Annotated in this window: 24 protein-coding genes; 12 read left to right on the top strand and 12 right to left on the bottom strand. The window is 71.1% G+C overall.

The window, feature by feature from the left end; translation table 11 throughout:
- The first annotated feature begins 48 nt into the window (after positions 1-48).
- From AW270_RS29820 to AW270_RS29810, 3 genes are read left to right on the top strand one after another with little or no spacing between them, the layout of a single operon-like run.
- Entirely contained in the window at positions 49-1,389 is a 1,341-nt protein-coding gene (locus tag AW270_RS29820; RefSeq protein ID WP_061299440.1) for a dipeptidase, read from the top strand.
- A 59-nt stretch (positions 1,390-1,448) separates the two neighbouring features.
- Positions 1,449-3,110 carry a substrate-binding and vWA domain-containing protein gene (locus AW270_RS29815; RefSeq protein ID WP_061299439.1) on the top strand — a complete coding sequence of 554 codons (1,662 nt, stop codon included), beginning with the start codon at positions 1,449-1,451 and terminating at the stop codon, positions 3,108-3,110.
- Between the two features lie 37 nt (positions 3,111-3,147).
- A complete protein-coding gene (locus tag AW270_RS29810) occupies positions 3,148-3,828 on the top strand; it encodes a hypothetical protein (RefSeq protein ID WP_061299438.1) in 681 nt (226 codons plus the stop codon).
- A gap of 10 nt (positions 3,829-3,838) precedes the next feature.
- Here AW270_RS29810 and AW270_RS29805 read toward each other — a convergent pair whose 3' ends face one another.
- Positions 3,839-4,789, bottom strand: a complete 951-nt coding sequence (locus tag AW270_RS29805; protein WP_061299437.1) for a threonine ammonia-lyase — start codon at positions 4,787-4,789, stop codon at positions 3,839-3,841.
- Positions 4,790-4,890: 101 nt separating this feature from the next.
- On the opposite strand from AW270_RS29805, the gene AW270_RS29800 reads away from it, so the two are divergent.
- Genes AW270_RS29800 through AW270_RS29790 form a run of 3 tightly spaced genes read left to right on the top strand, consistent with a single transcriptional unit; the run spans position 4,891 to position 7,025 of the window.
- On the top strand, positions 4,891-5,745 hold the full coding sequence (locus AW270_RS29800; RefSeq protein ID WP_061299436.1) for a LysR family transcriptional regulator: 855 nt from the start codon (positions 4,891-4,893) through the stop codon (positions 5,743-5,745).
- Positions 5,746-5,773: 28 nt separating this feature from the next.
- Positions 5,774-6,406, top strand: a complete 633-nt coding sequence (locus AW270_RS29795) for a LysE family translocator (RefSeq protein WP_061299435.1) — start codon at positions 5,774-5,776, stop codon at positions 6,404-6,406.
- 34 nt (positions 6,407-6,440) lie between these two features.
- Positions 6,441-7,025, top strand: a complete 585-nt coding sequence (locus tag AW270_RS29790) for a dihydrofolate reductase family protein (RefSeq protein ID WP_061299434.1) — start codon at positions 6,441-6,443, stop codon at positions 7,023-7,025.
- Here the strand turns inward: AW270_RS29790 and AW270_RS29785 are convergent.
- The 5 genes from AW270_RS29785 to AW270_RS29765 are packed head-to-tail and all read right to left on the bottom strand — an operon-like array spanning position 7,015 to position 13,120.
- Positions 7,015-8,568 (bottom strand): acyl-CoA synthetase, encoded by a 1,554-nt coding sequence (locus AW270_RS29785; RefSeq protein WP_061299433.1) that lies wholly within the window; start codon positions 8,566-8,568, stop codon positions 7,015-7,017. The two genes, AW270_RS29790 and AW270_RS29785, sit on opposite strands and share 11 nt — an antisense overlap.
- Entirely contained in the window at positions 8,565-9,713 is a 1,149-nt protein-coding gene (locus AW270_RS29780) for a thiolase family protein (RefSeq protein ID WP_061299432.1), read from the bottom strand. The genes AW270_RS29785 and AW270_RS29780 overlap by 4 nt, the downstream gene beginning before the upstream one ends.
- Positions 9,713-10,690, bottom strand: coding sequence for a thiolase family protein (locus AW270_RS29775; RefSeq protein ID WP_061299431.1), 978 nt, complete (start codon positions 10,688-10,690; stop codon positions 9,713-9,715). Before AW270_RS29775 ends, AW270_RS29780 begins: the two co-directional genes overlap by 1 nt.
- The gene (locus AW270_RS29770) at positions 10,690-11,598 is read right to left on the bottom strand and encodes an OB-fold nucleic acid binding domain-containing protein (RefSeq protein ID WP_061299430.1); all 909 of its coding nucleotides are present in this window, start codon (positions 11,596-11,598) and stop codon (positions 10,690-10,692) included. Before AW270_RS29770 ends, AW270_RS29775 begins: the two co-directional genes overlap by 1 nt.
- On the bottom strand, positions 11,588-13,120 hold the full coding sequence (locus AW270_RS29765; RefSeq protein WP_061299429.1) for an acyl-CoA synthetase: 1,533 nt from the start codon (positions 13,118-13,120) through the stop codon (positions 11,588-11,590). Before AW270_RS29765 ends, AW270_RS29770 begins: the two co-directional genes overlap by 11 nt.
- 58 nt (positions 13,121-13,178) lie before the next feature.
- Here AW270_RS29765 and AW270_RS29760 point away from each other — a divergent pair, with 58 nt between their 5' ends.
- Positions 13,179-13,988 carry a crotonase/enoyl-CoA hydratase family protein gene (locus tag AW270_RS29760; protein WP_245674916.1) on the top strand — a complete coding sequence of 270 codons (810 nt, stop codon included), beginning with the start codon at positions 13,179-13,181 and terminating at the stop codon, positions 13,986-13,988.
- Here AW270_RS29760 and AW270_RS29755 read toward each other — a convergent pair.
- From AW270_RS29755 to AW270_RS29745, 3 genes are all read right to left on the bottom strand, one after another.
- On the bottom strand, positions 13,975-15,075 hold the full coding sequence (locus AW270_RS29755) for an NAD(P)H-dependent flavin oxidoreductase (protein ID WP_061299427.1): 1,101 nt from the start codon (positions 15,073-15,075) through the stop codon (positions 13,975-13,977). The genes AW270_RS29760 and AW270_RS29755 overlap by 14 nt on opposite strands.
- Before the next feature lie 77 nt (positions 15,076-15,152).
- Entirely contained in the window at positions 15,153-17,309 is a 2,157-nt protein-coding gene (locus AW270_RS29750) for an acyl-CoA dehydrogenase family protein (RefSeq protein ID WP_061299426.1), read from the bottom strand.
- Positions 17,310-17,367: 58 nt separating this feature from the next.
- The gene (locus AW270_RS29745; protein ID WP_157522813.1) at positions 17,368-18,189 is read right to left on the bottom strand and encodes a hypothetical protein; all 822 of its coding nucleotides are present in this window, start codon (positions 18,187-18,189) and stop codon (positions 17,368-17,370) included.
- 108 nt (positions 18,190-18,297) lie between these two features.
- Between AW270_RS29745 and AW270_RS29740 the strand changes: the two genes are divergently transcribed.
- The 3 genes from AW270_RS29740 to AW270_RS29730 all read left to right on the top strand — a co-directional run bounded on the left by AW270_RS29740 (position 18,298) and on the right by AW270_RS29730 (position 21,386).
- Positions 18,298-19,380: a S1C family serine protease gene (locus AW270_RS29740; RefSeq protein ID WP_061299424.1), complete on the top strand. Its 1,083-nt coding sequence runs from the start codon at positions 18,298-18,300 to the stop codon at positions 19,378-19,380.
- A 55-nt stretch (positions 19,381-19,435) separates the two neighbouring features.
- Positions 19,436-20,455, top strand: coding sequence for an adenosine deaminase (locus AW270_RS29735; RefSeq protein ID WP_061299423.1), 1,020 nt, complete (start codon positions 19,436-19,438; stop codon positions 20,453-20,455).
- 91 nt (positions 20,456-20,546) lie between these two features.
- On the top strand, positions 20,547-21,386 hold the full coding sequence (locus AW270_RS29730) for an SAM-dependent methyltransferase (RefSeq protein ID WP_061299422.1): 840 nt from the start codon (positions 20,547-20,549) through the stop codon (positions 21,384-21,386).
- On the opposite strand, the gene AW270_RS29725 is transcribed toward AW270_RS29730, so the two are convergent.
- Both AW270_RS29725 and AW270_RS29720 read right to left on the bottom strand, forming a co-directional pair.
- Positions 21,359-22,228, bottom strand: coding sequence for an amidohydrolase family protein (locus AW270_RS29725; RefSeq protein ID WP_061299421.1), 870 nt, complete (start codon positions 22,226-22,228; stop codon positions 21,359-21,361). The genes AW270_RS29730 and AW270_RS29725 overlap by 28 nt on opposite strands.
- Positions 22,229-22,241: 13 nt before the next feature.
- Positions 22,242-22,955 (bottom strand): SDR family oxidoreductase, encoded by a 714-nt coding sequence (locus AW270_RS29720; RefSeq protein ID WP_061299480.1) that lies wholly within the window; start codon positions 22,953-22,955, stop codon positions 22,242-22,244.
- A gap of 62 nt (positions 22,956-23,017) precedes the next feature.
- Between AW270_RS29720 and AW270_RS29715 the strand changes: the two genes are divergently transcribed.
- Positions 23,018-23,647, top strand: coding sequence for a DUF899 domain-containing protein (locus AW270_RS29715; protein ID WP_061299420.1), 630 nt, complete (start codon positions 23,018-23,020; stop codon positions 23,645-23,647).
- Here AW270_RS29715 and AW270_RS29710 read toward each other — a convergent pair.
- The gene (locus AW270_RS29710) at positions 23,638-24,339 is read right to left on the bottom strand and encodes an SDR family oxidoreductase (protein WP_061299419.1); all 702 of its coding nucleotides are present in this window, start codon (positions 24,337-24,339) and stop codon (positions 23,638-23,640) included. The genes AW270_RS29715 and AW270_RS29710 overlap by 10 nt on opposite strands.
- Positions 24,340-24,390: 51 nt before the next feature.
- Here AW270_RS29710 and AW270_RS29705 point away from each other — a divergent pair, with 51 nt between their 5' ends.
- Positions 24,391-24,738 carry a MerR family transcriptional regulator gene (locus AW270_RS29705; protein WP_061299418.1) on the top strand — a complete coding sequence of 116 codons (348 nt, stop codon included), beginning with the start codon at positions 24,391-24,393 and terminating at the stop codon, positions 24,736-24,738.
- Positions 24,739-24,944 lie beyond the last annotated feature (206 nt).

Raw genomic sequence — 24,944 nt, 5'->3', positions numbered from 1 at the left:
AATTCGTCGGACATCTGGAGCGTGCCTGGTTTGTGGTTCGATGGGCGCATGACTCCTGGTGACATCGAAGACGCCGTCGCCGCCGCCATGCCCCGCGCGGTGGAGGACCTCAAGGCGCTGGTCTCTATCCCGTCGGTCGCGTTCCCCGGCCATCCCGAGGAGGCGGTGCTCAAGGCCGCCGCGGCCGTGGAGTCGCTGCTGCGCGACGCCGGCCTGCCGACCGTGCGCCAGGTGCCGGTCGAGGGCAGCTTCCCCGCCGTCTACGCCGAGGCCCCCGCGCCCGAGGGCGCGCCGACCGTTCTCCTGTACGCCCATTACGACGTCCAGCCCCCCGGCGACCCCGCCCTCTGGAACACCCCGGCCTTCCAGCCCACCGAGATCGGCGGCGCGCTGTACGGCCGTGGCGCCGCCGACGACAAGTCCGGCATCATCACCCACCTCACCGCGCTGCGCGCCTTCGACGGCGACTTCCCGGTGGGCGTCCGGGTAATCATCGAGGGCCAGGAGGAGTACGCCGGTGAGCGCCTGGAGGCGTTCGTCGAGGAGAACCCCGAGCTGGTCAGGGCTGACGCGATCATCGTGGCCGACTGCGGCAACCCCGCCGTGGGCGACCCGGCGGTGACGACGTCGCTGCGCGGCATGGCCGCGTTCACCGTCGAGGTCCGCACGCTGGAGGACGCCCTGCACAGCGGCTCGTTCGGCGGCCCTGCCCCCGACGCCCTGTCGGCGCTGATGCGGATGCTGGTCGCCCTCCACGACGACAACGGCGACGTGCGGGTGCCGGGTCTGGAGAAGGGCGTCTTCGACGGCGACGCCGGGACCGACGAGGAGTTCCGCGCGGGCGCGGGGGTCCTCGACGGGGTCTCGCTGGTCGGCACGGGCTCGATCGCCGACCGGGTCTGGGGCTCCTACGCGATCACGGTGACCGGTCTCGACGTGCCGACGGTCTCGGGCGCGGTCAACGCCATCCAGGCGGTCGCGCGGGCCCGGGTGACCATCCGCGTCCCCGCCGCGAACGACCCGAAGACGGCCCTGTCCGACGTGACCTCGTTCCTGGAGGCGCAGGCGCCGTGGGGCGCCCACGTGACCATCTCCGACGTCTCGGTGGGCTCGGGCTTCCAGGCTCCCGCGGGCGGTCCGGCGCGGGCCGCGCTCGACCGGGCCATGACGCGCGCGTTCGGCCGTGAGCCGCGCGACGTCGGCCAGGGCGGCGGCATCCCGCTGGTGGCCACCCTCCAGCGGCAGTTCCCCGAGGCCGAGCTGCTGCTCTTCGGCTGCGAGGACGAGGCCGCCCGCATCCACGCCCCCAACGAGCGGGTCGTGATCGAGGAGCTCCGCAAGGTCGCCACGAGCGAGGCGCTGTTCCTGCTGGAGTACGGCACGGCCTGAGAACTAACACCGGCCCCCATTCGTCGGGATATATACCGACATATTCGTGGGAGGCCCGTGTGCGCCGTCGATCCCGGTCCTCGGCCCTGATCGTCACCGCCATCGTCGTGGGCGCGCTCATCGTGGTGGTGCGGACGGTCCAGGCCGGGCCCGAGTGCACGCCGTCGAAGGCCGGGTTGCGGATCGCGGCGTCAAGCGAGAAGGCCGAGCTGTTACGCCGGATGGCGGCCGACTTCTCGCTCAAGGGCTGCGGGCGGGTGACCGTGGTGACGATGGCGTCGGGGGCCGCGCTCGACGCCATCGCCGGCGGGTGGTCCCGCGACGACGGGGCCCGGCCCGACGTGTGGAGCCCGGCGGCGTCCGGGTGGCTGACGCTGCTGCGCCAGCGGTCGCCCTCGGCGCCCGTCGGGGCCGGCAACCCCTCGATCGCCAAGACGCCGCTGGTCATCGCGATGCCCGAGCCGATGGCGCAGGCCCTCGGGTGGCCGGAGAAGGCGCTCGGCTGGGGTGACGTGCTGGAGCTGGCCTCCTCCGGCGAGGGGTGGGCGCGGCACGGGCACCCCGAGTGGGGGGACTTCCGGCTCGGCAAGACCCATCCCGGGTTCTCCACATCGGGGCTGAACGCGACCGTCGGCGCGTACGTCGCGGCCACCGGCCTGTCCGGTGATCTGACCACGCGTGACGTGGCCTCGGCGCGGACGCGGCGGTTCGTCCAGGGGGTGGAGCGGTCGATCGTCCACTACGGGGACACCACGCTCACCTTCCTGTCCAACCTGCTGCGCGCCGACGACGCGGACGCCGCGATGTCCTACATCTCGGCGGTCACCGTCGAGGAGAAGTCGGTCTGGGACTACAACCAGGGCAACCCGACGGGTGACCCGGCGACCCTGGGGCAGCACGACCGGCCGAAGGTGCCGCTCGTCGCCATCCATCCCAAAGAGGGCACGCTCCTGTCCGACAACCCCTACGCCGTGCTGAAATGGGCCTCCGCCGCCAAGCGCGCGGTGGCGGCCGACTTCCTGGCCTATCTGCGGGCCCCCGCCCAGCAGCGGATCTTCACCGGCCACGGCTTCCGGCGCTTCGACGAGGACCTCAAGGCGAAGATCCTCCAGGTCCCCGCGCCGAAGGTGCTCGACGCGGTGCTGACGAGCTGGGCCGAGCTGCGCAAGCCGGCCAACGTGCTGATGGTCATGGACGTGTCCGGCTCGATGGAGGCGTCCGTCTCCCGTACGGGCAGATCGAAGCTGGCCCTCGCCCAGGCCGCGGCCAAACGGGCCGTCGGCGACTTCGGGCCGCGCGACCGGGTGGGGCTGTGGTCGTTCTCCACGGGACACGACGACCTGGTCCCCGTCGCCACGGGCACCCGCGACGAGCTGCGCGCCGAGATCGACCGGCTGCGTCCCCAGGGCGCGACGGGTCTCTACGACACCGCGCTGGCGGCGGTCAAGCACGTGCGGAAGAAGGCCCGAAGCGACACCATCAACGCCGTGGTGCTGCTCACCGACGGACGCAACGAGGTCCAGCAGTCGATCTCCCTCGACGACCTCCTGAAGGGCCTGGGCGCGGAGGACCCGGTGCGGGTCTTCACCATCGCCTACGGCGCGGACGCCGACCTGGCGACCCTGAAGACGATCTCCGAGACGACCCGTGCCGCCTCCTACGACTCCCGCGACCCCGGCGTGATCGACCGGATCTTCACGGAGGTGATCGCCAATTTCTAGGTTCGTCCACCCGTGGACGCTGGCCCTGGCCCTGGCCGTGGGCTTCGCCGCCCTGGCCGTCCGCCTGTCGATCCCGGTCGCCGTCGTGGTGGCCGTGGTCGGCTGGGTGGCGGCGGCCCTCCTGTCCTCGCGCGAGCCCGTCGAGGCCGCCGAGACCGCCGGGCCTCCGCCGGTCACCGGCGGCAGCCCGGAGGACCGCGCCCTCGCACGGGCCGAACGCGCGGCGGCCACCTTCGCCGAGCTGACCGAGGGGATGCGCGGCCGGTTGCTGATGGACCCGGTGGCCGCGATGAGACCGCAGGTGGACGACACCGTCGTGACGCTGCGCAGGCTGGCCGCCCACACCTCGGTGACGACGGCCGCCCTCGGCCGCCTCGACGCCGGCTTCCTGCGGCAGGAGCGGCTGCGCCTGACCCACGCGCGCGAGTCGGCCCGCCCGGAGATCGCCGGCGAACTCGACCGCGCGATCAGCGCCCTGACCGCCCAGGAGGAGGTCCACGCCCGGCTGTCCTCGACCAGGGAACGGCTCCTGGTCCGGCTGGAGTCGACGGTGATCATCCTGGAGGGCCTGGTGGCCCGGGTGATCGAACTCTCCGCGATGGACACGACCACCGGCACCGGCACCTCGACCGCCCTCGACGCGCTGACGGCCGACCTGGAACTCACCCGCCAGAGCCTCCAGGAACTCGACGAGGCGAACCGCGACGACCTGACCTGACCTGACAGGCTTATGCGCCAGAAGGCAGCAGCGCCGCGAGCTCCGCGGGCCCGGCGTTGCCGCCCGACACGACGATCGCGACCTTCTTCCCGGCGAACTCCTCGCGTCGGGACAGCACCCCCGCGAGAGCCGCCGCGCCCGCCCCCTCGGCCAGGGTGTGCGCGTGGGTGAGCATGAGGCGCTGGGCGGCGCGGATCTCGTCGTCGCCGACCAGCAGGAAGTCGGTCAGCAGTTCGCGCATGACCTGCTGCGGGAGCGCGTAGGCGGAGCCCGTCGCCAGGCCGTCCACCCGCGTCTTCATCGGACGGAGCACCATCTCGCCGAGCCGCCACGAGTCGTGCGCCGCCGGGGCGGCGGCGGACTGCACGCCGATCACCTGGCAGCCGGGGGCGAGCGCCCGCGCCACCAGGCAGGCCGCGGCGGCTCCCGTGCCGCTGCCGACCGGGACCACGATCGCGTCGAGGTCGGGCTGGTCGCGGAGGATCTCCAGGTAGAGGGTGCCGACCCCGGCGATGATCTCGGGCTCGTCGGCCGGGCTGATCAGCCGCCACCCGAGCCGGTCGGCCTCCTCGCGGGCCACGTCGGCGGCCTCGACCATGGTCGCTCCCCCGACGACGACCGTCCCCCCGAGCGCCTCGACGGCGGCGACCTTGGCCGGGTTGGGGTTCTCCGGCATCACGATCGCGCACGCCGTCCCGAACAGCCGCGCCGCGAAGGCGATCGACTGCGCGTGGTTCCCCGTCGAGTAGGCGACCACCCCGCGCTCACGGCCGGGCAGGGCGGCGAGCAGCGTGATTCCGCCCCGGACCTTGAAGGCCCCGATCGGCTGGGTGTTCTCGTGTTTGACCCAGAGCTCCGCCCCGGCCACCGCGTTCAGCACGGGGTAGCTCCACATCGGCGTCGGCGGGAGGTGCCGGGAGAGCAGGGAGGCGGCCCGGAGGATGTCGCGCATGTCCGTCATGCCGACAAGCCTGACCCCACCCGCATTCATAGGTCCAATAGGGAATCGACCGGAAACCCATAGACCATGTTGATATGTCCTTGAGGGGTAGCATCGATCGGATGCTGGACCCCGTTCGCCTGAGGGTACTCGTCGCCGTCGCCCGCACCGGCTCGCTCACCGCGGCCGCCAAGGAACTCCACTACGCCCAGCCCTCCGTCAGCCACCACCTCGCCCGCCTCGAAGCCGAGACCGGCGCGAAGCTGCTGCAACGCGTCGGGCGCGGGGTCCGGCTGACCGACGCCGGGCGGCTGCTGGCCGAACGCGCCGCCGAGATCCTCGGCCGCCTCGACTCGGCCGCCGCCGAACTGGAGGCGCTCATCCAGCTTCGGGCGGGCCGGGTCAGGCTGGCCGCGTTCCCCTCCGCGCTCGGCACGTTCGTGCCGGAGGCCGGGGTGCGGCTCGCGGAGTCGTATCCCGGCGTGGAACTGCACATCACCGAGGCCGAACCGCCCGACGCGCTGAACCTGATCAGGTCGGGCGAGGCCGACGTCGCGGTGGTCTTCGGCTACGGCCTGGGCGAGGACCCCGACATCCGCACCCGCCACCTGTTCGACGACCCCGGCCACCTGGTCCACCTCGACGGCCCAACGCTGAAGGACCACCGCGACGGCCAGTGGATCGCCGGCTGCGAACGCTGCCGCCGCCACCTGCTCGACCTGTGCGCCAAAGAGGGGTTCACCCCGAACATCACCTTCACCACCGACGACTACGTCGCCGTCCAGGCGATGGTCGCCGCCGGGCTCGGCGCGGCGCTGCTGCCGTCGCTGGCCCTGCGCGCCCACCGGAACCCGAAGGTCAGAACGGCCGAACTCCCCGGGTCGGTCCGCCACGTGTACGCCGCCACCTATGGCGCCCCGCCCGACCCCCCGGCCACCCAGGCGCTGCTGGAGGCCCTCTCAAAACCGCTGGCCTGACCCCGGCCGGCGTTCCTATCCTCACGGCATGCCCGATCTGCCGACGCTCGCCGTCTTCTCCGTCGCCACCCTGGCGCTGCTGCTCGTGCCCGGCCCCGCCGTGGTCTACATCGTCACCCGCAGCGTCGCCCAGGGGCGCGCCGCCGGGCTGGTGTCGGTCCTCGGCGTGCACACCGGTTCGCTCGTCCACGTCGCCGCCGCCGCGCTGGGCATCAGCGCGGTCCTGGCCGCCTCGGCCACCGCCTTCACCGTCGTGAAGTACGCCGGCGCCGCCTACCTCGTCTACCTGGGCGTCCGCAAGCTGATGGACCGGAGCCCGGCCGAGGAGGCCGTCGTCACCGCCACCCCGAAGACGCGCCTGTTCGGCGAGGGCTTCGTGGTCAACGTCCTCAACCCGAAGACCGCCATCTTCTTCCTGGCCTTCCTCCCGCAGTTCGCCGACCCGCACGCTGGCCCGCTGGCCCCGCAGATCGTCCTGCTCGGCATGGTCTGGATCGTCCTCGGCATGGCCAGCGACGGCACCTACGCCCTGGCCGCCTCCGCGCTGGCCGGGCGGATCAAGGGCTCCGTGGCGGCGCGGCGGCGGCTCGACGTCGGCAGCGGTGTCGTCTACATCGGGCTCGGCGCGGTGGCCGCGTTCACCGGCGAGCCGTCGAAGTAGCGGTTCTGTCGGTGCCGCCCGGCACGATGGCGGCATGATTCACGCGGACATCACGATCTCTCTCGACGGTTTCGTCGCCGGGCCGAACTGGGCCCCCGGCCGGGGGCTCGGCGACGGCGGCGAACGCCTCCACTACTGGGTGTTCGGCGGGCCGTGGAGCTACGAGAACCCGTCGTTCGACGGTGAGCGGAACCCCGTCGACGCCGAGGTGCTCGCCGGGTTCCACGACGCGGGCGCCTCCATCGTCGGCCGGGGCATGTTCGAGGCGGCCGGCCGGTGGGGCGACGAGAACCCGTTCGACAGCCCGGTCTTCGTGCTGACCAACCGCGTCACCGACGACCTGCCGACCGCCTTCACCTACGTCACCGGCGCCGAGGAGGCGCTGGAGCGGGCCCGGGAGACGGCGGGCGGCAAGCCGATCGCGATCGGCGGCGGCGCCGACGTGATCCGGCAGTACCTGCGGATGGGCGTCGTCGACCGCCTGGGCATCCACATCGCGCCGCTGGTCCTGGGCGCGGGCACCCCGCTGTTCGACGGCACCTTCCAGGCCGACCTCGACCTGGTCGGCTGCCGCCACTCACCGCTGGCGACCCACCTGACCTACGACGTCAGGCGCTGAACTGCTCGCGGGCCCAGCGATAGTCGGCCTTGCCCGCCGGTGACCTGACCAGCAGGTCGACGAAGGCGTACTGGCGGGGGACCTTGTAGCCCGACAGGCGTTCCCGGCAGTGGGCGTCGAGGTCCGACTCCGTGAGGTCCTTGGTCCGGGGTTCGACGACGGCGGCGACCCGGTGGCCCCAGCGGTCGTCGGGCAGCCCCGTCACCACGGCGTCGAAGACGCCCGGGTGGCCCTTCAACACCGCTTCGACCTCTTCGGGGAAGACCTTCTCGCCGCCCGTGTTGATGCACTGGGAGCCCCGGCCGTAGACGCGGATCGCGCCGTCGTCCTCGACCTTGGCGAGGTCGCCCGTGAGCAGCCACTTCACGCCGTCGGCGTCGGTCACGAAGGTCTCGGCGGTCTTGGCGGGGTCCTTGTAGTAGCCGTGGGCGATCCGTCCCGTCTTGGCGACGACGCCCATCTCGCCGGGGGTGACCGGCCGCAGCGCGCCGTCGAGGACGGCCATGGTCGCGTTCGGGTTGGGCTGGTATTTCAGGCCCGCCTCCGGCGACGAGCCGGCGACGGCCGAGGCGGTGTAGCCCGACTCCGTCGAGCCGAAGCTGTCCATGATCATGACGGTCGGCAGCAGCGCCTGGAGGCGGTCGCGGACCGTCCCGGTGAGGATCGCGCCGGTCGAGCTGAAGACGAACAGCGACGACAGGTCGTAGGTACCGCTCTCCAGGGCGTCGGCCAGCGGGACCGCCATCGCGTCGCCGGTGATGTTGATCGACATCACCTTCTCACGCTCGATCGCGCGCAGCACCGCCTCCGCGTCGAAGCGCGGCACGTAGACCATCGTCGCGCCCATCCAGAACGCGATGAACGTCCCCATCTGCGCCGCGCCGTGCATCAGCGGCGCGGCGGCCATCATGGTCAGCGGGCCGCCGTTGCGGGCCTGCTCGACCACACCCTCGGGGGTCGCGTGGGGCGGGCCGTAGGGGTTGCCGCCGCCGAAGGCCATGAACAGGTCCTCGTGCGTCCACATCACCCCTTTGGGCAGGCCGGTGGTCCCGCCGGTGTAGATGATGTAGAGGTCCGCGCCGTCGCGCGGCCCGAAGTCCCGCTCCGGCGAGCCCTCCAGCGCGGTCGGGTACGGCACCGCGTCCGCGATCGCCGAGTCCCCCACCGCGATCAGGTGCGTCATCCGGTCGGTCCGGGCCGCTGCGACCCGGTCGTCGAACTCCGAGGAGTAGACCAGGGCGACCATGTCGGAGTCGTCGTAGAGGTAGCGGAGTTCGTCGGCCACGTAGCGGTAGTTCACGTTCACCGGCACCGCGCGGATCTTGAGGACCGCCAGCAGCGAGGTCACGTACTCCAGCCCGTTGTACAGGTGGATCCCGACGTGCTCCCCCGGCTTGACGTGCGCCGAGAGGTGGTTGGCCAGCCGGGTCGCGGCGGTGTCGAGTTCGGCGTAGGTCGCGCGGGCGTCGCCGCAGATCACGGCCGTCCGGTCGCCGATGGCGTCGGCGATGCCCTCGAACAGGTCGGCGTGGTGGAACCTCATGGCTTCTCCGCTCCGACGATCCACATGGCGAAGAACTGCGCGCCTCCGCCGTACGCGTGCCCGAGGGCCTTCCTGGCCCCGTCGACCTGGTGCTCCCCGGCCATGCCGCGGACCTGGAGCGCGGCCTCGGCGAACCGGATCAGCCCGGAGGCGCCGATGGGGTTGCTCGACAGGACGCCGCCGGAGGCGTTCCACGGGATGTCGCCGTCGAGGGCGGTGGCCCCGGCCTCGGTCAGCTTCCAGCCCTCGTTGACCCCGCAGAACCCGAGGTTCTCCAGCCACATGGGCTCGTACCAGCTGAACGGCACGTAGACCTCGGCCACGTCCAGGTCGCGGCGGGGGTCGGTCACGCCGGCCTGGCGGTAGACGTCGGCGGCGCAGTCGATCCCGGCCTGCGGGCTGACCGTGTCGCGGCCGGCCCGGAAGATCGGCTCCGAGCGCATCGCGCCGCCGTGCACCCACGCGGGCGTCCCGGTCACCGCCCGCTCCGACGACAGCACCATCGCGCACGCCCCGTCGGACGACGGGCACGTCTCCAGGTAGCGGATCGGCTCCCACAGCATGGGCGTCGACTCGACCATGGCCCGGTCGATCCCCGGGATTTTCAGATGGGCGTAGGGGTTCTTGAGGGCGTTCAGCCGGTCCTTGACCGCCACCAGCGCCCCGACGTGGCCGGGCGCGCCCGAGCGCCTCATGTAGTCGCGGATGTGCGGCGCGAAGTAGCCGCCCGCCCCCACGACCAGCGACGACGTGAACGGGAGATGGGTCGACAGGGCCCACGTGGCGTTCGACTCGCTCTGTTTCTCGTACGCCACCACCAGCACCCGGTCGTGCACGCCGCCCTGGATGAGCGAGGCCCCGACGAGCGCCGTGGACCCGCCGACGCTGCCGGCGGTGTGCACCCGCGTCATGGGTTTCCCGGCCGCGCCGAGCGCGTCGGCGAGGTAGGCCTCCGGCATCATGACGCCCTCGAACAGGTCGGGGGCCTTGCCGATGACCACGGCGTCGATGTCGGCGAAGGTCAGCCCGGCGTCCTCCAGGGCGCGCAGCGCCGCCTCCCGGACCAGCCCCGCCATGGAGACGTCCCGGCGGCGGGTCGTGTAGTGGGTCTGGCCGACCCCGATGACCGCGCAACGATGACCCATCACGACTCCCGGGACAGGACGGCGACCAGGTTCTGCTGGAGACAGGGCCCGCTGGTGGCGTGGGCGACGGCCCTGGCGGCGGTGCCGTCCATGACCCGCCGGGCGGCCTCGCCGATGCGGATGAGCCCGGTCGCCATGACCGGGTTGGCGGCCAGCGGCCCGCCGGAGGGGTTGATGTCCGTGCCGGCCCCGAGTCCGAGCGCGTCGACGAGGATCGTCTCCTCGTGGGCGAACTGGACGTGCAGTTCGGCGACGTCGACATGGCCCTTGCCGACCCCCGCCGCCGTTGCGGCTGCGGCGGCGGAGGCCGACCGGGCGAGGTTCCTCATGCCCGGATAGTGGGGGTCTATGCGATGCGCGATGCCATTGATGTAGGCGAGGTCCGTGCGTTCCTGGAGCAGATCGCCCGCGACCAGCACGATCGCGGCGGCTCCGTCCGTGATCGGGGCGGTCTCCACGGGTTCGGGCAGCTTGAGCGCGTACTCGTTGGATCGAGCGGATTCCCAGCTCCGCCGGGCTATCGCCGCCACATCGCTTTTGACGGCGCTGCCCTGGAGGCCCGCGTACGAGAGCTGGTCGAGGCCCAGCGGCGCGAGGTAGTAGGGGTCGAGCTGGAGAGTCATGATCTCGCGCAGGTCGCCCAGCGAGGACTTGCCGAAGCCGTAGACCAGGGCCGAGTCGACGTCGCCGTGCTGTAATCGCACCCACGCCTCGTAGAGGGCGAAGGCGGCGTCCATCTCGACGTGGCTCTCCTGGATGGGCGGCCACGCGCCGAGCGCGTCGAGGGCCGACACGAACGAGAACGGCGCCCCGGCCAGGTAGTCGCAGCTCCCCGAGCAGGTGAAGCCGAACTCCCGCAGGCCCGACTGCGCGCGTACCGCCTGGATGACCGGCAGGATCAGCTCGGGCTCGGAGAGCCCGGTGTCGTGATCGGTGTGCGTGGTCTGCGCGAACGCCGCGACGGCGACCGGTCTCATCACGCCTCCCGTTCCGGCGCGAACCACTTGACGGTCCCGCCCTCGAACACGGCCCGCACCCGCATCCCCTCGGCGACCTCCCCGGCCGGGACCTCCGCCAGCAGCGCGATGATCGGGATGTCGGCCCCGTCGAGCAGGATGTACGCCGACACGAACGGCACCTGCGGCGCGCGCGGATCGGGCAGGTTGTTGATCGCGAACGTGGTGACCGAGCCGCCCGGCCCGACCTCGACCTCGTCGTCGATGACCGACCCGCACTGCGGGCACGACAGCCGGTAGGGCACGTAGACGCTCCGGCAGGTCGGACACTGGCCCGCGAGGAAGACGTTCCTGCTCAGACCGTCGAGATAGCGCCCCAATGCCCCGCCGGGGGTGACGGTGTACGCGGTCCGCACGTTCGCCACGATCGTGGTGACCTCCGGGACGAAACACTCGATGTCGGTGATCGAGCCGACCCGGTCGGGCCGCCAGCGCGGCCACACGCGCAGCCCGGCCCGCATGGCCTTGACGGTCCCGGCGTCGACCGCGTGCACGAGCGAGGTGTCCGCGCCGTCGAGCCGGATCAGCGCCCAGGCGAACGGCCGGTCGAGCGGATGGTTCTTGCGCGGCGGGTCCACCCAGGTCCACTCGCGCACGGTCCCGGCGGGCCCGACCTCGACGAAGTCGTAGGACAGCGCCGGTTCCCGGACCGGGTCACGGACCGGCCCCGTCTGGCCGGGCGTCGTCAGCGTCGGCTCGCCGGTCTCCGGGTCGTACTCCAGCGGCGGCACCAGCACCTTCCGCGCGGCGGTCCGCACCCCGACGATGCGGCCGGCGCGTAACTCGGTGAGGAAGCGGCCGATCACCGGCCCGGTCGACCGGGTGTAGCCGCCTGGGAACTCCAAGATGTGGTTGGGTTCAGATGGCACTGGCCCGGCCCTCCCAGTAAGGCGCCCGCAGTTTACGTTTCAGCAGCTTGCCGTTGGGTTCGCGGGGCATCTCGTCGATGAAGTCGATGGTCTTGGGCCACTTCATCGTCGACAGCCGCCCGCGCAGCGAGTCGAGCAGCTCGGCCGCGAGCTCAGGGCCGGGCGTCACCCCGGCGGCGGGTTCGACGACCGCCTTGATCTGCTCGCCCCACTCGTCGTCGGGGATGCCGAACACCGCGACGTCGGCGACCTTCGGGTGGACGAGCAGCTCGTTCTCGATCTCGGCGGGGTAGATGTTCGCGCCGCCCGAGATGATCATGTCGGCCTTGCGGTCGCACAGGAACAGGAAGCCGTCGTCGTCGAGGTAGCCGATGTCGCCGACGGTGAAGAAGTCGTCGAGGCGGCCCGCCCGGGTCTTCTCGGGGTCGCCCTTGTACTCGAAGGAGGCCGCCCCCATCCTCATGTAGACGGTGCCGGGGGTGCCGGGTCCGACGGGCTCCAGGGCGTCGTCCACGATCAGGAGCTCGCTGATGGGCCAGGCCTTGCCGACCGTTCCGGGGTGTTTCTTCCAGTCCTCCGGGGACGCGATGGTCCCGCCTCCTTCGGTGGCGGCGTAGTACTCCCAGATGACGTCGCCCCACCAGTCGAGCATCGCCGACTTGACCGGCACCGGGCAGGGCGCGGCGGCGTGGATCATCCACCGCAGCGACGACAGGTCGTAGCGGTCCCGCACCTCGTGCGGCAGCGACAGCAGCCGCTTGAAGTGGGTCGGGACCAGGTGGGAGTTGGTGATCCGGTGGCGCTCGCACAGCCGCAGCGTCTCCTCGGCGTCCCACTTGTCCATCAGCACGAGCGTGTGGCCCATGTGCAGCGCGCTGCCGCCGAACTGGGTGACGGCCGTGTGGTAGGCGGGCGCGGTGACGAGGTGGGCGTTGGGCTGCCCTTCGGTGATCCCGAACAGCCTGAGCAGGGACGTCATGAGTTCGGCCATGTCGTCCGGGTCGAGACCGCTCAGCGCGCGCCTGACCCCTTTGGGGCGTCCGGTCGTCCCGGACGTGTAGTGCATGGTCGCGCCCGCGGTCCGCTCCGAGGGTGTCTCCGGCGACCCGGTCGGGATCGGCGAGAAGCCCTCGACCTCCCCGAACGCGAAACACCGTTCCGGCCCCAGCCCGGCCCGGCCCCGGACGCCCTCGGCCGCGAACCTCTCATCCACGAAGTAGGCCCTGGCCTCGCTGTCCTCGACGATGTAGGCGATCTCCGGCCCGGTCAGGTGCCAGTTGACCGGCGTGTAGTACCACCCGGCCTGCAGCGCCGCCAGGTAGAGCACCAGCCCGTCGGCGCCGTTGGGCACCAGCCCGCAGATCCCGTCCCCGGGACGGAGCCCGAGGTCGCGCAGCCCGTGGACCAGCCGGTTCGCACGGGCCAGCAGGTCACCCGCGGTGTGCTCGGTGCCGTCGGGGTCGATCGCGGCGATCCAGGCGGGGTCGGCCTCCGCCAGCCGCCAGAATCCGAGTGAACCCATGAGCGCTCCTTCCAACCAAGCGCTTGATCTTCGGAGGTCGGCGTCGGACAGTACGTACGTGGAACGCCTGCCGATCAGCACCCCGCACTGCCGAGTCGACCGCGACGGTCACGTCGTGATCGTGACCATGGACCGCCAGGAGGCGCGCAACGCCCTGTCCACCGACATGCTCGTCGGGCTGGCGGACGCCTGGGCGTACATATCCGAACAGAAGGACGTCAGGGTCGGCATCCTGACCGGAGCGGGCGGCACGTTCTGCGCCGGCGCCGACCTCAAGGCCATGTCCCGCCCCAGCGACGACGAACGGGTCCGCAGACGGGCCACGGAGATCCCCAACTACCACTGGCGCGGCCTGCTCCGCGAGGCCGTGCCGACCAAGCCGATCGTCTGCGCCGTCGAGGGCTACGCCGTCGCGGGCGGCACCGAACTGCTCGTGGGCACCGACCTGCGCGTGGTCGCCGAGAGCGCCACTCTGGGCCTGTTCGAGGCCAAACGGGCGCTGTTCCCGATGGGCGGCAGCGCGATCCGGCTGACCCGCCAGATCCCCTACGCCTTCGCGATGGACCTGCTGCTCACCGGCCGTTCGGTCGGGGCGCACGAGGCGCAGCGGATGGGCCTGGTCAACCAGGTAGTGCCCGACGGCCAGGCCCTGGCGAAGGCCCGCGAACTGGCCGACGACGTCGCCGCCAGCGGGCCGCTCGCCGTACAGGCGATCCTGCGGGCCCACCGCGAGACGGTCGGGCTCCCCGAGGAGGAGGCGCTCGCGATCTCCGACGCCCTCGGCTGGCCGGTCATCGGCAGCGAGGACGCCAAGGAGGGGGCGCTGGCCTTCCGGGAGAAGCGGCCCGCCCGGTTCACCGGTCACTGATGCCCCGGAGCCGCTCCATGGCCTCGACATAGCCCTCGACGAGGTCGAAGATCACCTGCCGGGCCGGTTTGACATCGTTCATCGTGCCGATGATCTGACCGGCCGGGAAGGTGGCCAGCTCGCTGGCGTCCGACCGGCCGATGCGCCGCAGCGCGTCGCTGACCAGCATGAACTGAAGCGGCATCGGCAGCGTGCCGGGCGAGTCGGCGGCCTCCCAGGCGTCGGTCCACTCGTTCTTGAGCAGCCGCGCGGGCTTGCCCGTCCACGACCGCGACCGGACCGTGTCGCGCGAGGTCGCCGCCAGGATCCGCCGCCTGGCCATCTCGGGGGTGTCGGCCTCCTCGACGGTCAGCCAGATCGAGCCCGTCCAGACGCCCTCCGCGCCGAGCGCGAGCCCGGCGGCGACCTGCCGCCCGTCGCCGATGCCCCCGGCGGCCAGGACCGGCACGTCCACCGCGTCGACCACCTGCGGGATCAGCACCATCGTGGAGATCTCGCCGGTGTGGCCGCCCGCCTCGGTGCCCTGCGCCACCACGAGGTCGACGCCGACCTCGACCTGTTTGATCGCGTGGCGGGGGGTGGAGGCCAGCGCCGCGACCTTCACGCCCTTGGCGTGGGCCTGCTCGACCACGTCGGCGGGCGGCGGGCCGAGCGCGTTGGCGAGCAGCGCGATGGGGTGTTCGAGCGCCGTCCGGACCTGGGGGCGCGCGGTGGCGTCGGTCCAGCCGAGCAGCACCCGCCCGGCCGCGCTCTCCGACTCGGCCACGCCGTGCTTGGCCAGCAGGTCGTCGACGAACCTGCGGTGGCCTTCGGGGATCATCCCCTGGAGCCGCCCGACCAGTTCCTCGGGGGCGAAGTCGGCGCCCTCGTAGGAGGCGGGCATGACCACGTCGACGCCGTAGGGCTTGCCGTCGACGTGCTCGTCGATCCAGGTGAGCTCGGTCTCGAGCTCCTCCGGCGTGAAGTAGAGGGCGCCCAGGACGCCCATGCCCCCGGCCCGGCTCACCGCCGCGACGACATCGCGGCAGTGGCTGAAGGCGAAGATCGGGAACTCGATGCCGAACATGTCGGCCGCGCGCGTCCGCATGTTCTGGACGCTACAACTGAACTGCAACCTGTTCCAGGTCTTGAATCAGGCCCGGAACAGGTTTACAGAACAAGTTCCTACTTACCCGGCTCCGGGTCGCGGGGCAGGCCCAGCATGCGCTCGCCGATGATGTTGAGCTGGACCTCGGTGGTGCCGCCGTAGATGGTCATGGCCCGGGTGGCCAGGATCGCCCGGTTCCAGTAGCCGGCGTCGCCGAGCTTCCAGTCGGCCGCCGTCACGGCGGCGGGCCCGACCAGGTTGACCGCGCACTCCGAGACGTGCTGGGCGTGCGAGGTCGACAGCAGCTTGCGGACCGACGCGTCGGCGCCCGGCTCGGTCCCGGCGAGCTGCTTCAGGGTGACCCGCAGCGACAGCGCGTTGATCGAGTGGCCCTCGCAGACGACCTCGGCGAGCTCCTGGCGTTCCGGCGAGGTCAGCTCGCGGCCGAGCCGCCCGGCCAGCCCGACCAGGTCGGGCACGGACGCGCCGGTGCCGCCGGAGCCCGACGACAGCGAGACGCGCTCGTTGGACAGGGTGTTGCGGGCCACCTTCCAGCCCTGGTTCACCGCGCCGACCACCAGCTCGTCGGGCACGAACACGTCGTCGAAGAAGACCTCGTTGAACAGGTTCTCGCCGGTCATCTCGGTCAGCGGCCGGACCGTCACCCCCTCGGCCTTCATGTCGACGATGAAGTAGGTGATGCCGTCGTGCTTGGAGCCCTCGCTGGACGTGCGGGCGATGCAGATCCCCCACTCGGCGACGTGGGCCACGCTGGTCCAGATCTTCTGCCCGTTGAGCCGCCAGCCGCCCTCGACCCGCTCGGCCTTCATCTGGACGTTGGCGAGGTCGGACCCCGCGCCCGGCTCGGAGAACAGCTGACACCAGACCAGTTCCCCGCTGAGGGTGCGCGGCAGGAAGCGCTGCTGCTGCTCGTCGGTGCCGTAGACGGCGATCGAGGGCACCACCCACGCGCCGATGATCATCTGCGGCAGCTTGAGCCCGGCCGCCTTGATCTCCTGCTGGATCAGCACCTGCTCCAGCGGCGAGGCGTCCCGCCCCCACGGCCGGGGCAGGTGGGGCATCACGAACCCGGCCGCGGCCAGCGCCCGCTTCTGCTCCACCCCTTCGAGCGGCACGATCTCCGCCAGCTCGCCGCGGATCCGCTCCCGCAGCGGCTCGGCGTCCTCGGGCAGGTCGAGCCGCATCTCCCGGCTCACCCCGCTCAGGCTCTGCGCGGCGACCCGCTCCTTCCAGTCGGCCGACGACCCGAGAAGCGCCCGGATCGTCAGGGCGCGGCGGAAGTAGAGGTGGGCGTCGTGCTCGAAGGTGTAGCCGATGCCGCCGAAGGTCTGGATGGCGTCCTTGGCGCACTGCACGGCCGCGTCGGGGGCGACCACCCCGGCGATGGCGGCGGCGTGGTCGCGCTCGGAGCCGGTGGCGCGGGTGGCGTCCCAGACGGTCGCGCGGGCCTGCTCCAGCGCCACGAGCATCCGCGAGAGCTTGTGCTTGATCCCCTGGAACTGGCCGATCGGACGGCCGAACTGCACCCGGACCTTGGCGTAGTCGGCGGCGGCGTTGACGCACCAGGAGGCCACCCCGATCGCGTCGGCCCCGAGCAGCACGGCGGCCAGCTGCCGCACGGTCTCCCCGGTCAGGCCGTCGAGGACCCGTACTTCCGCGTCGGACAGCTCGACGCGGGCGACGCCCCGGGTGAGGTCGAGCGCCGGGATCGGGGTCACGGTCGCGGCCGACGCCTCGACGACCACCCACGTGTCGCCCACCGGGAGCACCAGGATGTCGGCCTCGGCGGCGCCGAGCACCTGCTCGGCCACCCCGGAGATCCGCCCGGTGCCGGTGAGGCCGGTGCCGGTCAGGTTCGCGTCGAGGGCGAGCGCGCCGGTCAGCGACCCGTCGGCCAGCCCGGCCAGCAGGTCGGACTTCTCATCGGCGGCGTGGATCGCGGCGCTGGCCAGGAGGGTCGGCACGTAGGAGCCGGGCGTCATCTTCTCGGCCAGTGCCTCGACCGCGACGGCGGCCTCCAGCAGGCCGTAACCGGAGCCGCCGGCCTCCTCGGGCAGGTGCAAGCCGAGCAGTCCCTGATCGGCGAGGCCGGACCAGAACGCGGGCCGCTCCGTCGACTCGGCCCGCACGACCTGCGGCGTGATGTGGCGACCCGCCCACCCGGTCACCGACTCGCGCAGCGCTTCGTGCTCCTCGCTCAGCCCGATCGCCATAAGACCCCTCCACACTCGGCAATGTGGACAGAATCATATTCTAGAAGAAGCTTCGAGGCTACCGGGGGCGAACCGTCTCCAGCAGGACGTTCAGGTCTCTCCGCAGCTCTTTTCGCGAATCGGGCACCGAGGCGAAGAGCATCCCGGGCTTCCCTCCGGTCGCCACCAGCACCACGATCGCCTCGGCGGTGTGCCGCCGGCCGCCGGTCTCCCAGGCGACCCGGTAGCCGAGCAGCCAGCCGGTGCCGCCGGGGATCTTCTGCGAGGCCGTCCACTGGAAGGTGGCCTCCTTGGGCTGGTAGCGGGTGACCGTCCAGCGGGCGGCCTTGGCGGTGAGGTCACGCCACTGGGCCGCCGTCTTCGGAGTGCCGGGGTTCGCGCCGGGGATCGGGCCGGAGGCGATGATCGCCTGGCCGGCGCGCTGGCGGGCCTGGAAGGGGTCGGGCCTGACCTTCTCCCAGGGGTCGGCGAAGGCGGCGTACACGATCCCGGAACGGCGGTCGTCGACCAGGCCGGCGGTCGGGGTGCCGGCGCCGGAGTAGGCGGCCAGCGCCTTCCGGACCGGCGGCCTGGGGAGCGAGAGCGGGGTCCGCGACGGTTTCGGAGAGGGTTTCACGGCGGTCTCGGCGGCGGGTAACACCGTCACCTCGCGGACGGGCTCGTCGGCGGAGAAGGCCGAGAAGGCGAACACCACGGCGGCGACGGTGACGAGCGCGGCGAAGACCGACCACAGGACCCGCATCCGGTTGCCGCCCTCCGGTGGCGGCGGGGGCGGGGCGGGTTCCTCCTCGACGGGAGGGCGATAGATCGGGAGCGGGGTGGTTGGCGCGTCGTAAGAGCGCGCCGACGGCCGGGCTGGGGTGCCGAGTTCGTCCGCCATGACGGCAGATTACGTCAGAAGTCATGATCGAAGCCGGACGATGGCACGGTCCAACGATCTGCTCGTCGGTGCTGGCATCCGGTGATCTACCTGGGTAGACAGGGTCGCATGGAATTCTCGCCGGTCATCAGCCGGATCGCCGTCCTCGCCTGCCTCGCGGCGGCGGCGGGCTGCTCGAACTCGTCCACCGGTACGTCCACGGCGACGCCGGCGGCCTCCGCCTCACCCAGCGCGAGCACGCCGGTGACGCCGTCGCAGCAGGCGCTCGGCCTGGAGTCGGCCTACGAGGAGGTCATCCACCGGGTGCTGCCGTCGATCGTGCAGATCACCACCGGCAACGCCCTGGGTTCCGGGATCGTGTTCGACACCCAGGGCCACATCGTGACCAACGCCCACGTCGTGGGCCAGGCCCGCGACTTCGAGGTCGCCCTCCCGACGGGAGGCCCGGCCCGCAAGGCCACCCTCGTCGGCTCCTTCCCGGCCGGCGACCTGGCCGTCATCAAGGTCGCCGACGCGCGCGGCCTCAACCCGGCGACGTTCGGCGACTCCACCAAGCTCCGCGTGGGCCAGATCGTGCTGGCCATGGGCAACCCGCTCGGCTTCTCCGGCACGGTCACCTCGGGCATCGTGTCGGCCCTCGGCCGGACGGTCCTGGGCCCGGCCGAACGCGGTTCGCAGGGCAGCACCATCGCCAACGCGATCCAGACCTCCGCCCCGATCAACCCGGGCAACAGCGGCGGCGCCCTGGTCGACCTGAGCGGCGCGGTGATCGGCATCCCGACCCTGGGGGCCAACAACCCGCAGCAGGGCCCGGCCGACGGCATCGGCTTCGCCATCCCGAGCGCGACCGCCACCGACATCGGCCGGCAGATCATCCAGAACGGCCGCGTGGTCAACACGCGGCGGGCGGCTCTGGGCGTCCAGGTGGGGACGGCCATCGGCGACGACGGAGAACCGATGGGCGTGCAGGTCGGAGCGGTCACCAGGAACGGCCCGAGCGCCAAGGCCGGGATCAAGAACGGCGACGTCATCACCAGCGTGAACGGCAAGCCCACCGAGGACACCGCGACCCTGAGCGAGGTGCTGGCGACGCTGAAGCCCGGCCAGACGGTGCCGGTCGTCGTGCGGCGCTCGAACGGCAGCCAGACGACCGTTCAGGTGACACTGGGCGAACTTCCCAGCGGAAGCTGACATTTCCGTGTAAGAAGTTGGCCCTGGTTCGACGCCCAGCGCTACGGTCGGGCTCGTGACAACAGATCTGGACACCTTCATCGCCGGTCTGCCCAAGGCGGAGCTGCACGTCCACCACGTCGGCTCCGCATCCCCCCGGGTCGTGGCCGAGCTCGCCGCCCGCCACGAGGGCAGCACCCCGGTGCCGGCCGACCCCGCACGGCTGGCCGAGTTCTTCACCTTCCGCGACTTCGCCCACTTCATCGAGGTGTACGTCGCGGTGCTCAACCTGATCCGCGACCCCGAGGACCTGTGGCAGCTCTTCTACGGCGTCGGCCGGGACCTCGCGGCGCAGAACGCCCGTTACGTCGAGCTGACCGTGACGCCGTACACCCATCTGATCAACGGCTTCGCCCCGGAGCAGTTCTGCGAGATCATCGAGGACGCCCGCGCCTCGGTCCTGAAGGACCACGGCCTGGCCTTCAAGTGGATCTTCGACATCCCCGGTGAGCTGGGCCTCCCGGCGGCCGAGAGCACCCTGCGGATCGCGCTCGACCAGCGCCCCGACGGCCTGATCGGCTTCGGGCTGGGCGGGCCGGAGGTCGGCGTGCCGAGGAAGCAGTTCGCGCCCTATTTCGACGCCGCCCGCGCCGAGGGCCTCCACTCGCTCCCGCACGCCGGCGAGACCACCGGCCCCGAGACGGTCTGGGAGGCGCTGCGCGAGCTGAAGGCCGAGCGCATCGGCCACGGCATCGGCAGCGCGCGCGACCCCGAGCTGCTCGCCCACCTGGCCGAGCGCCGGATCCCGCTGGAGGTCTGCCCGACGTCCAACGTCTGCACGAGGGCCGTCGCCTCGCTGGAGGAGCACCCGCTGCCCGAGCTGGTGAAGGCGGGCGTGCTCGTCACCGTCAACTCCGACGACCCGCCGATGTTCGGCACCTCCCTGAACCAGGAGTACGCCGTCGCCGCCCAGCTGCTCGGCCTGGACCGGTCCGGGCTCGCCGACCTGGCCGGAAATGCGGTCAGGGCGTCATTCATGGACGAAGCCGGCAAGCGCGCTTTGCTGACCGAAATAGCAGACTACGCCCGCATTTAAGGAATCTCGTCGGAAAATAACGGATTCTTAGTCTGGGGAGACGATCATCGGGTTTAAGCTGACCCGAAGCCGCGACCCCCTTGGAGTCCCCATGTCGGAGCCGAAGAACGTATTGCCGTGGGCGTCCCCGCGTGACGAGAACGCGCCGAGAATCGACACGTCGGTCCCCCATTCGGCTCGCGTGTACGACTATTGGCTGGGTGGCAAGGACAACTTCGAAGCCGACCGCAAGGTCGCCGAGGCGACCAGGATCGCCTCGCCGGGGATCGTCCAAGGGGCCCGCGACAACCGCGCCTTCCTGGGCCGCGCCGTGAGGTACATCGCCGAACAGGGCGTCAGCCAGTTCCTCGACATCGGCACCGGCATCCCCACCCAGGGCAACACCCACGAGGTGGCCCAGCAGGTCAACCCCGCGGCCAGGATCGCCTACGTCGACAACGACCCCATCGTGATGACGCACGCCCGCGCCCTGCTCCGCAGCACCCGGCAGGGCCGCACCTGCTACGTCGAGGCCGACCTGCGCGACCCGGCGTCGATCATCGACCATCCGGAGATCAAGGGCGTCATCGACTTCAGCGAGCCGGTGGCCCTGGTCATCGTCGGCACCCTGATGTTCATCACCGACAAGGAAGACCCGGCCGGCCTGGTCCGTCAGTACACCGAGGCGCTCGTGCCCGGCAGTTACTTCGCGGTCAGCCACGTGACGGCCGACTTCTTCCCGGAGACGATCGCCGACGCCGCCGACGCGTACAACTCCGACTCCCTGGGCTTCACCCCCCGGACGAAGGCCCAGATCAGCGAGTACTTCACCGGGTTCGAGCTGGCCGAGCCCGGCCTCGTCGCGCTCGCCACCTGGCGCACCGAGGAGGACCCCGCGGTGCTCGCCCAGCGGATCCACGGCGCCTACGGAGCGGTCGGCCGCAAGATCTGAACGGCGTTGCCGTAGAGCACCGCCCGGAGCCAGTCGTCGCCGAGGTCCAGCCGGACCAGCGCGCCGACCGCCTCCGCATAGTCATACGGGATGTTGGGGAAGTCGCTCCCGAAAAGAATGCGATCCCCTTTGTCGAGAAGGCGTGGCAGTTCACCAGACGGAAACGGCCACGCTTTCTCCGTGAATTCCGTGAACGCCATGGTCGTGTCGAGACAAACCCCGGGAAATCGGTCGGCGAGATCGAGGAAACCGCGATATTCCGGTAGCCCCATGTGCGCCACGACCAATTTCAGCCGCGGATGCCTTTCGAGCATTTCGGTGATCGGCCGCAGCCCGGTGAACCGCCCCGGCACCGGCCCCGACCCGCAATGGGTGACCACCGGCACCCCGGCGTCGGCGAGCATCCCCCAGACGGGGTCGAGCAGGGGATCGCGCGGGTCGTACTCCCCCACCTGCAGATGCGCCTTGAACACCCGGGCGCCCGCTTCCAGCGCCTCCGGTACGTACGCCCGCGCGGACTCCTCGGGGAAAAAGGTCGCCGTGAGCGCGCAATCGGGGGTGACGGCGGCGAAGTCGCGCGCCCATTCGTTCAGCCATGCAGCCATATTCGGCTTGTGCGGGTAAATCATCGCGGTGAAGAGCACCACGCCGAAATCCCGCAGTCTCCGTACGTGATCCTGCGGGTCGTTGCCGTGGGAGATGGGCCAGGGAAACCCGAGATAGCCTTCGGCGCCGGCGAAATAGGCCTGCACCTTGTCGAGCACCCGCTGGGGCATGAAGTGTGTATGGACATCCACGATGCCCGGCAGCCCGAGCCCCCGCCAGACCGCTTCCACCGACATGCCGGACAGTCTGTCAAACCAGGGTGATGCCCCCGTCGACGGTCAGCACCATCCCGGTCGAGTACTCCTGCGTCATCAGATAGAGGTAGGCCTTCGCCACGTCCTCGACCTCTCCGACCCGCCCGGCCAGGCTGGTGTCGGCGATCTCCTGGTACATCTCCTCGACGTGCAGCGTCCCCTGCCACAGCGGTGACCTGATCACCCCGGGCGCCACGCAGTTCACCCGTACGGGCGCGAACTCCACCGCCAGCGCCTTGGTCAGCGCCTCCAGCGCCCCGGAGATCGACGCGGGCCCCGCCCACCCGAACCCCGGCCGGTCCTTGGCCACCCCCGCCGTGACCGTGATGCTGCCCTGCTCGGAGATCCTGCTCCGCGCGGCCTTCGCCGCCGCCAGCGCGCCGAAGAACCGGATCTGGAAGTACTCACGGGCGGTCGCGAGATCGAGATGCTCGACCGGGGAGATGTAGAGAGGCTCCCCGGCCGTGTAGATCAGATGGTCGAGCCGCCCTATCCGCTCGACGACCTGCTCGATGGCGGCCGTGTCGCTGAAATCGGCGACGTCCCCCCACGCCGAATCGGGCAGCATCTCCAGGGCCACCCGCACGTTCTCCTCCCGCGAGGAGACCACGACCACCTCCGCGCCGTGCGCCGCAGCGATCTTGGCCGCGCCCAGCCCGATGCCCGAGGTGCCCCCGAGGAGGACCACCCGCTGTCCGTCCAGTTCCATCTGCATCCCCCTTGACCTGGGCACCCTCGGTTTCTGTCATACCCAGCGGGCAGAATCCGCCTATGACCAAACCACCAGTCGTATCACCTGAAGAGTGGCAGCTGGCGCGCGAGGACCTGCTGAAGGCCGAGAAGGAGCTGACCAGGGCCGAAGACGCCCTGGCCGCCCGGCGCCGCCGCCTCCCCATGGTCGAGTTCCGGGCCGACTACGTCTTCGAGGGCCCCGACGGCCCCCGGACCCTGCTCGACCTGTTCGAGGACCGTGACCAGCTGATCGTCTACCAGTTCATGGACAACGGCCCCGGCCACTTCTGTCCCGGCTGCACCAAATTCACCGACAGCGTCCCGCCCACCGCGCTCCCGTCGCTGGCCGCGAAGGGCGTGAGCTGGGCCACGATCTCCAACATGCCCCTGGAGCAGATCGAGGGCTACAAGGCCGAACGCGGCTGGACCCTCCCGTTCCTGTCCTCCAAGGGCACCACGTTCGCCGACGACTGCGGCGCCGGCGGAGGCTTCATGCTGAGCGTCTTCCTCCGCGACGGCGACCGCGTCTACCGCACCTACAGCACGACCGCCCGGGGCGTCGACCGCCTGGTCTTCACCCACAGCTATCTCGACCTGACCCCGTGGGGCCGCCAGGAAGACTGGGAGGACTCGCCGGAGGGCTGGCCGCAATACCCGACCTACGGCTGACCGGCCATCTGCGGGTCCAGGGCGAGCGACTTCTTGATGTGGGCGCTCCAGTCGTCGACCAGCACCTCCCACGTCCCGGCCTCGACCCCGTCGAGAACGGTCCGCGCGACCTCGGCCGGAGGCAGCTTCTCGCCGTCGAGCCCCGCGGCCATGTCGGTGTCGGCCAGCCCGAGGTGGACGCCCGTCACCAGCGTCCCTTGGGCGGCCAGCTCCAGCCGCACCGCGTTGGTCAGCGCCCATTCGGCCGCCTTGGCGACGTGATAGGCGTTGGCGCCCTGATAGGCGAACCATGACATCGCCGACAGAACGTTCACGATCGCGCCGCCCCCGTTGGCCGCCAGGGTCGGCGCGAACCCCCTCACCATGCCCAGCGTCCCGTAGAAGTGGGTGTCGAGGTCGAGCCTGATCCGGTCCAGGTCACCCGTGACCAGATCGGTGGAGGTGTTGGTCCCGGCGTTGTTGACCAGCAGGGTGACGTCCCGGGCGACCTCCACCGCCCGCCTGACGTCGCCGGCGTCGGTGATGTCGAGCCTGATCGCCTCCACCCGTCCCGAACCCGGATCGACGTCCTCGACACGCCGCGCCGCGGCGTAGACCTTGCGTGCCCCCCGGTCGAGCAGCTCCTGGGTGAACGCGCGCCCCAGCCCACGATTGGCCCCGGTCACCAGGGCGACAGAGTCTTTGATGTCCATGACGGGTAACCTAGAACCTGACGTTGACGTCAGAGGCAAGGGTGTTCCTCCATGCGCATCGGTGAACTGGCGGCCCGCTCGGGAGTCAGCGTCCGCGCCCTCCGCTACTACGAGGAGCAGGGCCTGCTGGCCCCGCACCGCAGCGACTCGGGCCAGCGCCACTATCCGGAAGAAGCAGTCGAGCGGGTGAGGTTCTTCCAGGACATGTACGCCGCCGGCCTCACCAGCCGCACCATCGCCGCCCTGCTCCCCTGCTTCGCCCACGGCCACACCGACGAAGCCCAGCGCAGACTCCTCCACACGGAACGCGACCGCATCAACGGCCAGCTGACCCGCCTCCAGTCAGCCCTGACCCGCCTGGACGAGGTCATCGCCGTCACCGACACCCACCCCCGGTGAAATTAAATACATAGCGTCCGACAATTCGAGCGGCTACGGTTTCACCAACAAGCCAGCCGCACCGAAAACGCAGGAAAGGATGATTCCCGTGAGCTACGAAGCCCGGCAGGAACAGGCCCGCAGCCTTCGCTCGCGAGAATCGCGATCCCTGCGCGCCCTAATCCTGCGGCACCGGCGTCTCCCCAGCTAGACCAGGGGAACACCGC

Source organism: Herbidospora cretacea (genome assembly GCF_001570605.1).
Classification (GTDB): Bacteria; Actinomycetota; Actinomycetes; order Streptosporangiales; family Streptosporangiaceae; genus Herbidospora; species Herbidospora cretacea.
This window is presented reverse-complemented; position numbering and strand designations above follow the sequence as displayed.

Bases quoted from the DNA above. Each gene is read 5' to 3' on its own strand.
- AW270_RS29820 (WP_061299440.1), top strand. From the start codon at position 49: ATGACTCCTGGTGACATCGAAGACGCCGTCGCCGCCGCCATGCCCCGC.
- AW270_RS29805 (WP_061299437.1), bottom strand. From the start codon at position 4,789: ATGACGGACATGCGCGACATCCTCCGGGCCGCCTCCCTGCTCTCCCGG.
- AW270_RS29800 (WP_061299436.1), top strand. From the start codon at position 4,891: ATGCTGGACCCCGTTCGCCTGAGGGTACTCGTCGCCGTCGCCCGCACC.
- AW270_RS29795 (WP_061299435.1), top strand. From the start codon at position 5,774: ATGCCCGATCTGCCGACGCTCGCCGTCTTCTCCGTCGCCACCCTGGCG.
- AW270_RS29790 (WP_061299434.1), top strand. From the start codon at position 6,441: ATGATTCACGCGGACATCACGATCTCTCTCGACGGTTTCGTCGCCGGG.
- AW270_RS29785 (WP_061299433.1), bottom strand. From the start codon at position 8,568: ATGAGGTTCCACCACGCCGACCTGTTCGAGGGCATCGCCGACGCCATC.
- AW270_RS29780 (WP_061299432.1), bottom strand. From the start codon at position 9,713: ATGGGTCATCGTTGCGCGGTCATCGGGGTCGGCCAGACCCACTACACG.
- AW270_RS29775 (WP_061299431.1), bottom strand. From the start codon at position 10,690: ATGAGACCGGTCGCCGTCGCGGCGTTCGCGCAGACCACGCACACCGAT.
- AW270_RS29765 (WP_061299429.1), bottom strand. From the start codon at position 13,120: ATGGGTTCACTCGGATTCTGGCGGCTGGCGGAGGCCGACCCCGCCTGG.
- AW270_RS29755 (WP_061299427.1), bottom strand. From the start codon at position 15,075: ATGCGGACGCGCGCGGCCGACATGTTCGGCATCGAGTTCCCGATCTTC.
- AW270_RS29750 (WP_061299426.1), bottom strand. From the start codon at position 17,309: ATGGCGATCGGGCTGAGCGAGGAGCACGAAGCGCTGCGCGAGTCGGTG.
- AW270_RS29745 (WP_157522813.1), bottom strand. From the start codon at position 18,189: ATGGCGGACGAACTCGGCACCCCAGCCCGGCCGTCGGCGCGCTCTTAC.
- AW270_RS29740 (WP_061299424.1), top strand. From the start codon at position 18,298: ATGGAATTCTCGCCGGTCATCAGCCGGATCGCCGTCCTCGCCTGCCTC.
- AW270_RS29730 (WP_061299422.1), top strand. From the start codon at position 20,547: ATGTCGGAGCCGAAGAACGTATTGCCGTGGGCGTCCCCGCGTGACGAG.
- AW270_RS29725 (WP_061299421.1), bottom strand. From the start codon at position 22,228: ATGTCGGTGGAAGCGGTCTGGCGGGGGCTCGGGCTGCCGGGCATCGTG.
- AW270_RS29720 (WP_061299480.1), bottom strand. From the start codon at position 22,955: ATGGAACTGGACGGACAGCGGGTGGTCCTCCTCGGGGGCACCTCGGGC.
- AW270_RS29715 (WP_061299420.1), top strand. From the start codon at position 23,018: ATGACCAAACCACCAGTCGTATCACCTGAAGAGTGGCAGCTGGCGCGC.
- AW270_RS29710 (WP_061299419.1), bottom strand. From the start codon at position 24,339: ATGGACATCAAAGACTCTGTCGCCCTGGTGACCGGGGCCAATCGTGGG.
- AW270_RS29705 (WP_061299418.1), top strand. From the start codon at position 24,391: ATGCGCATCGGTGAACTGGCGGCCCGCTCGGGAGTCAGCGTCCGCGCC.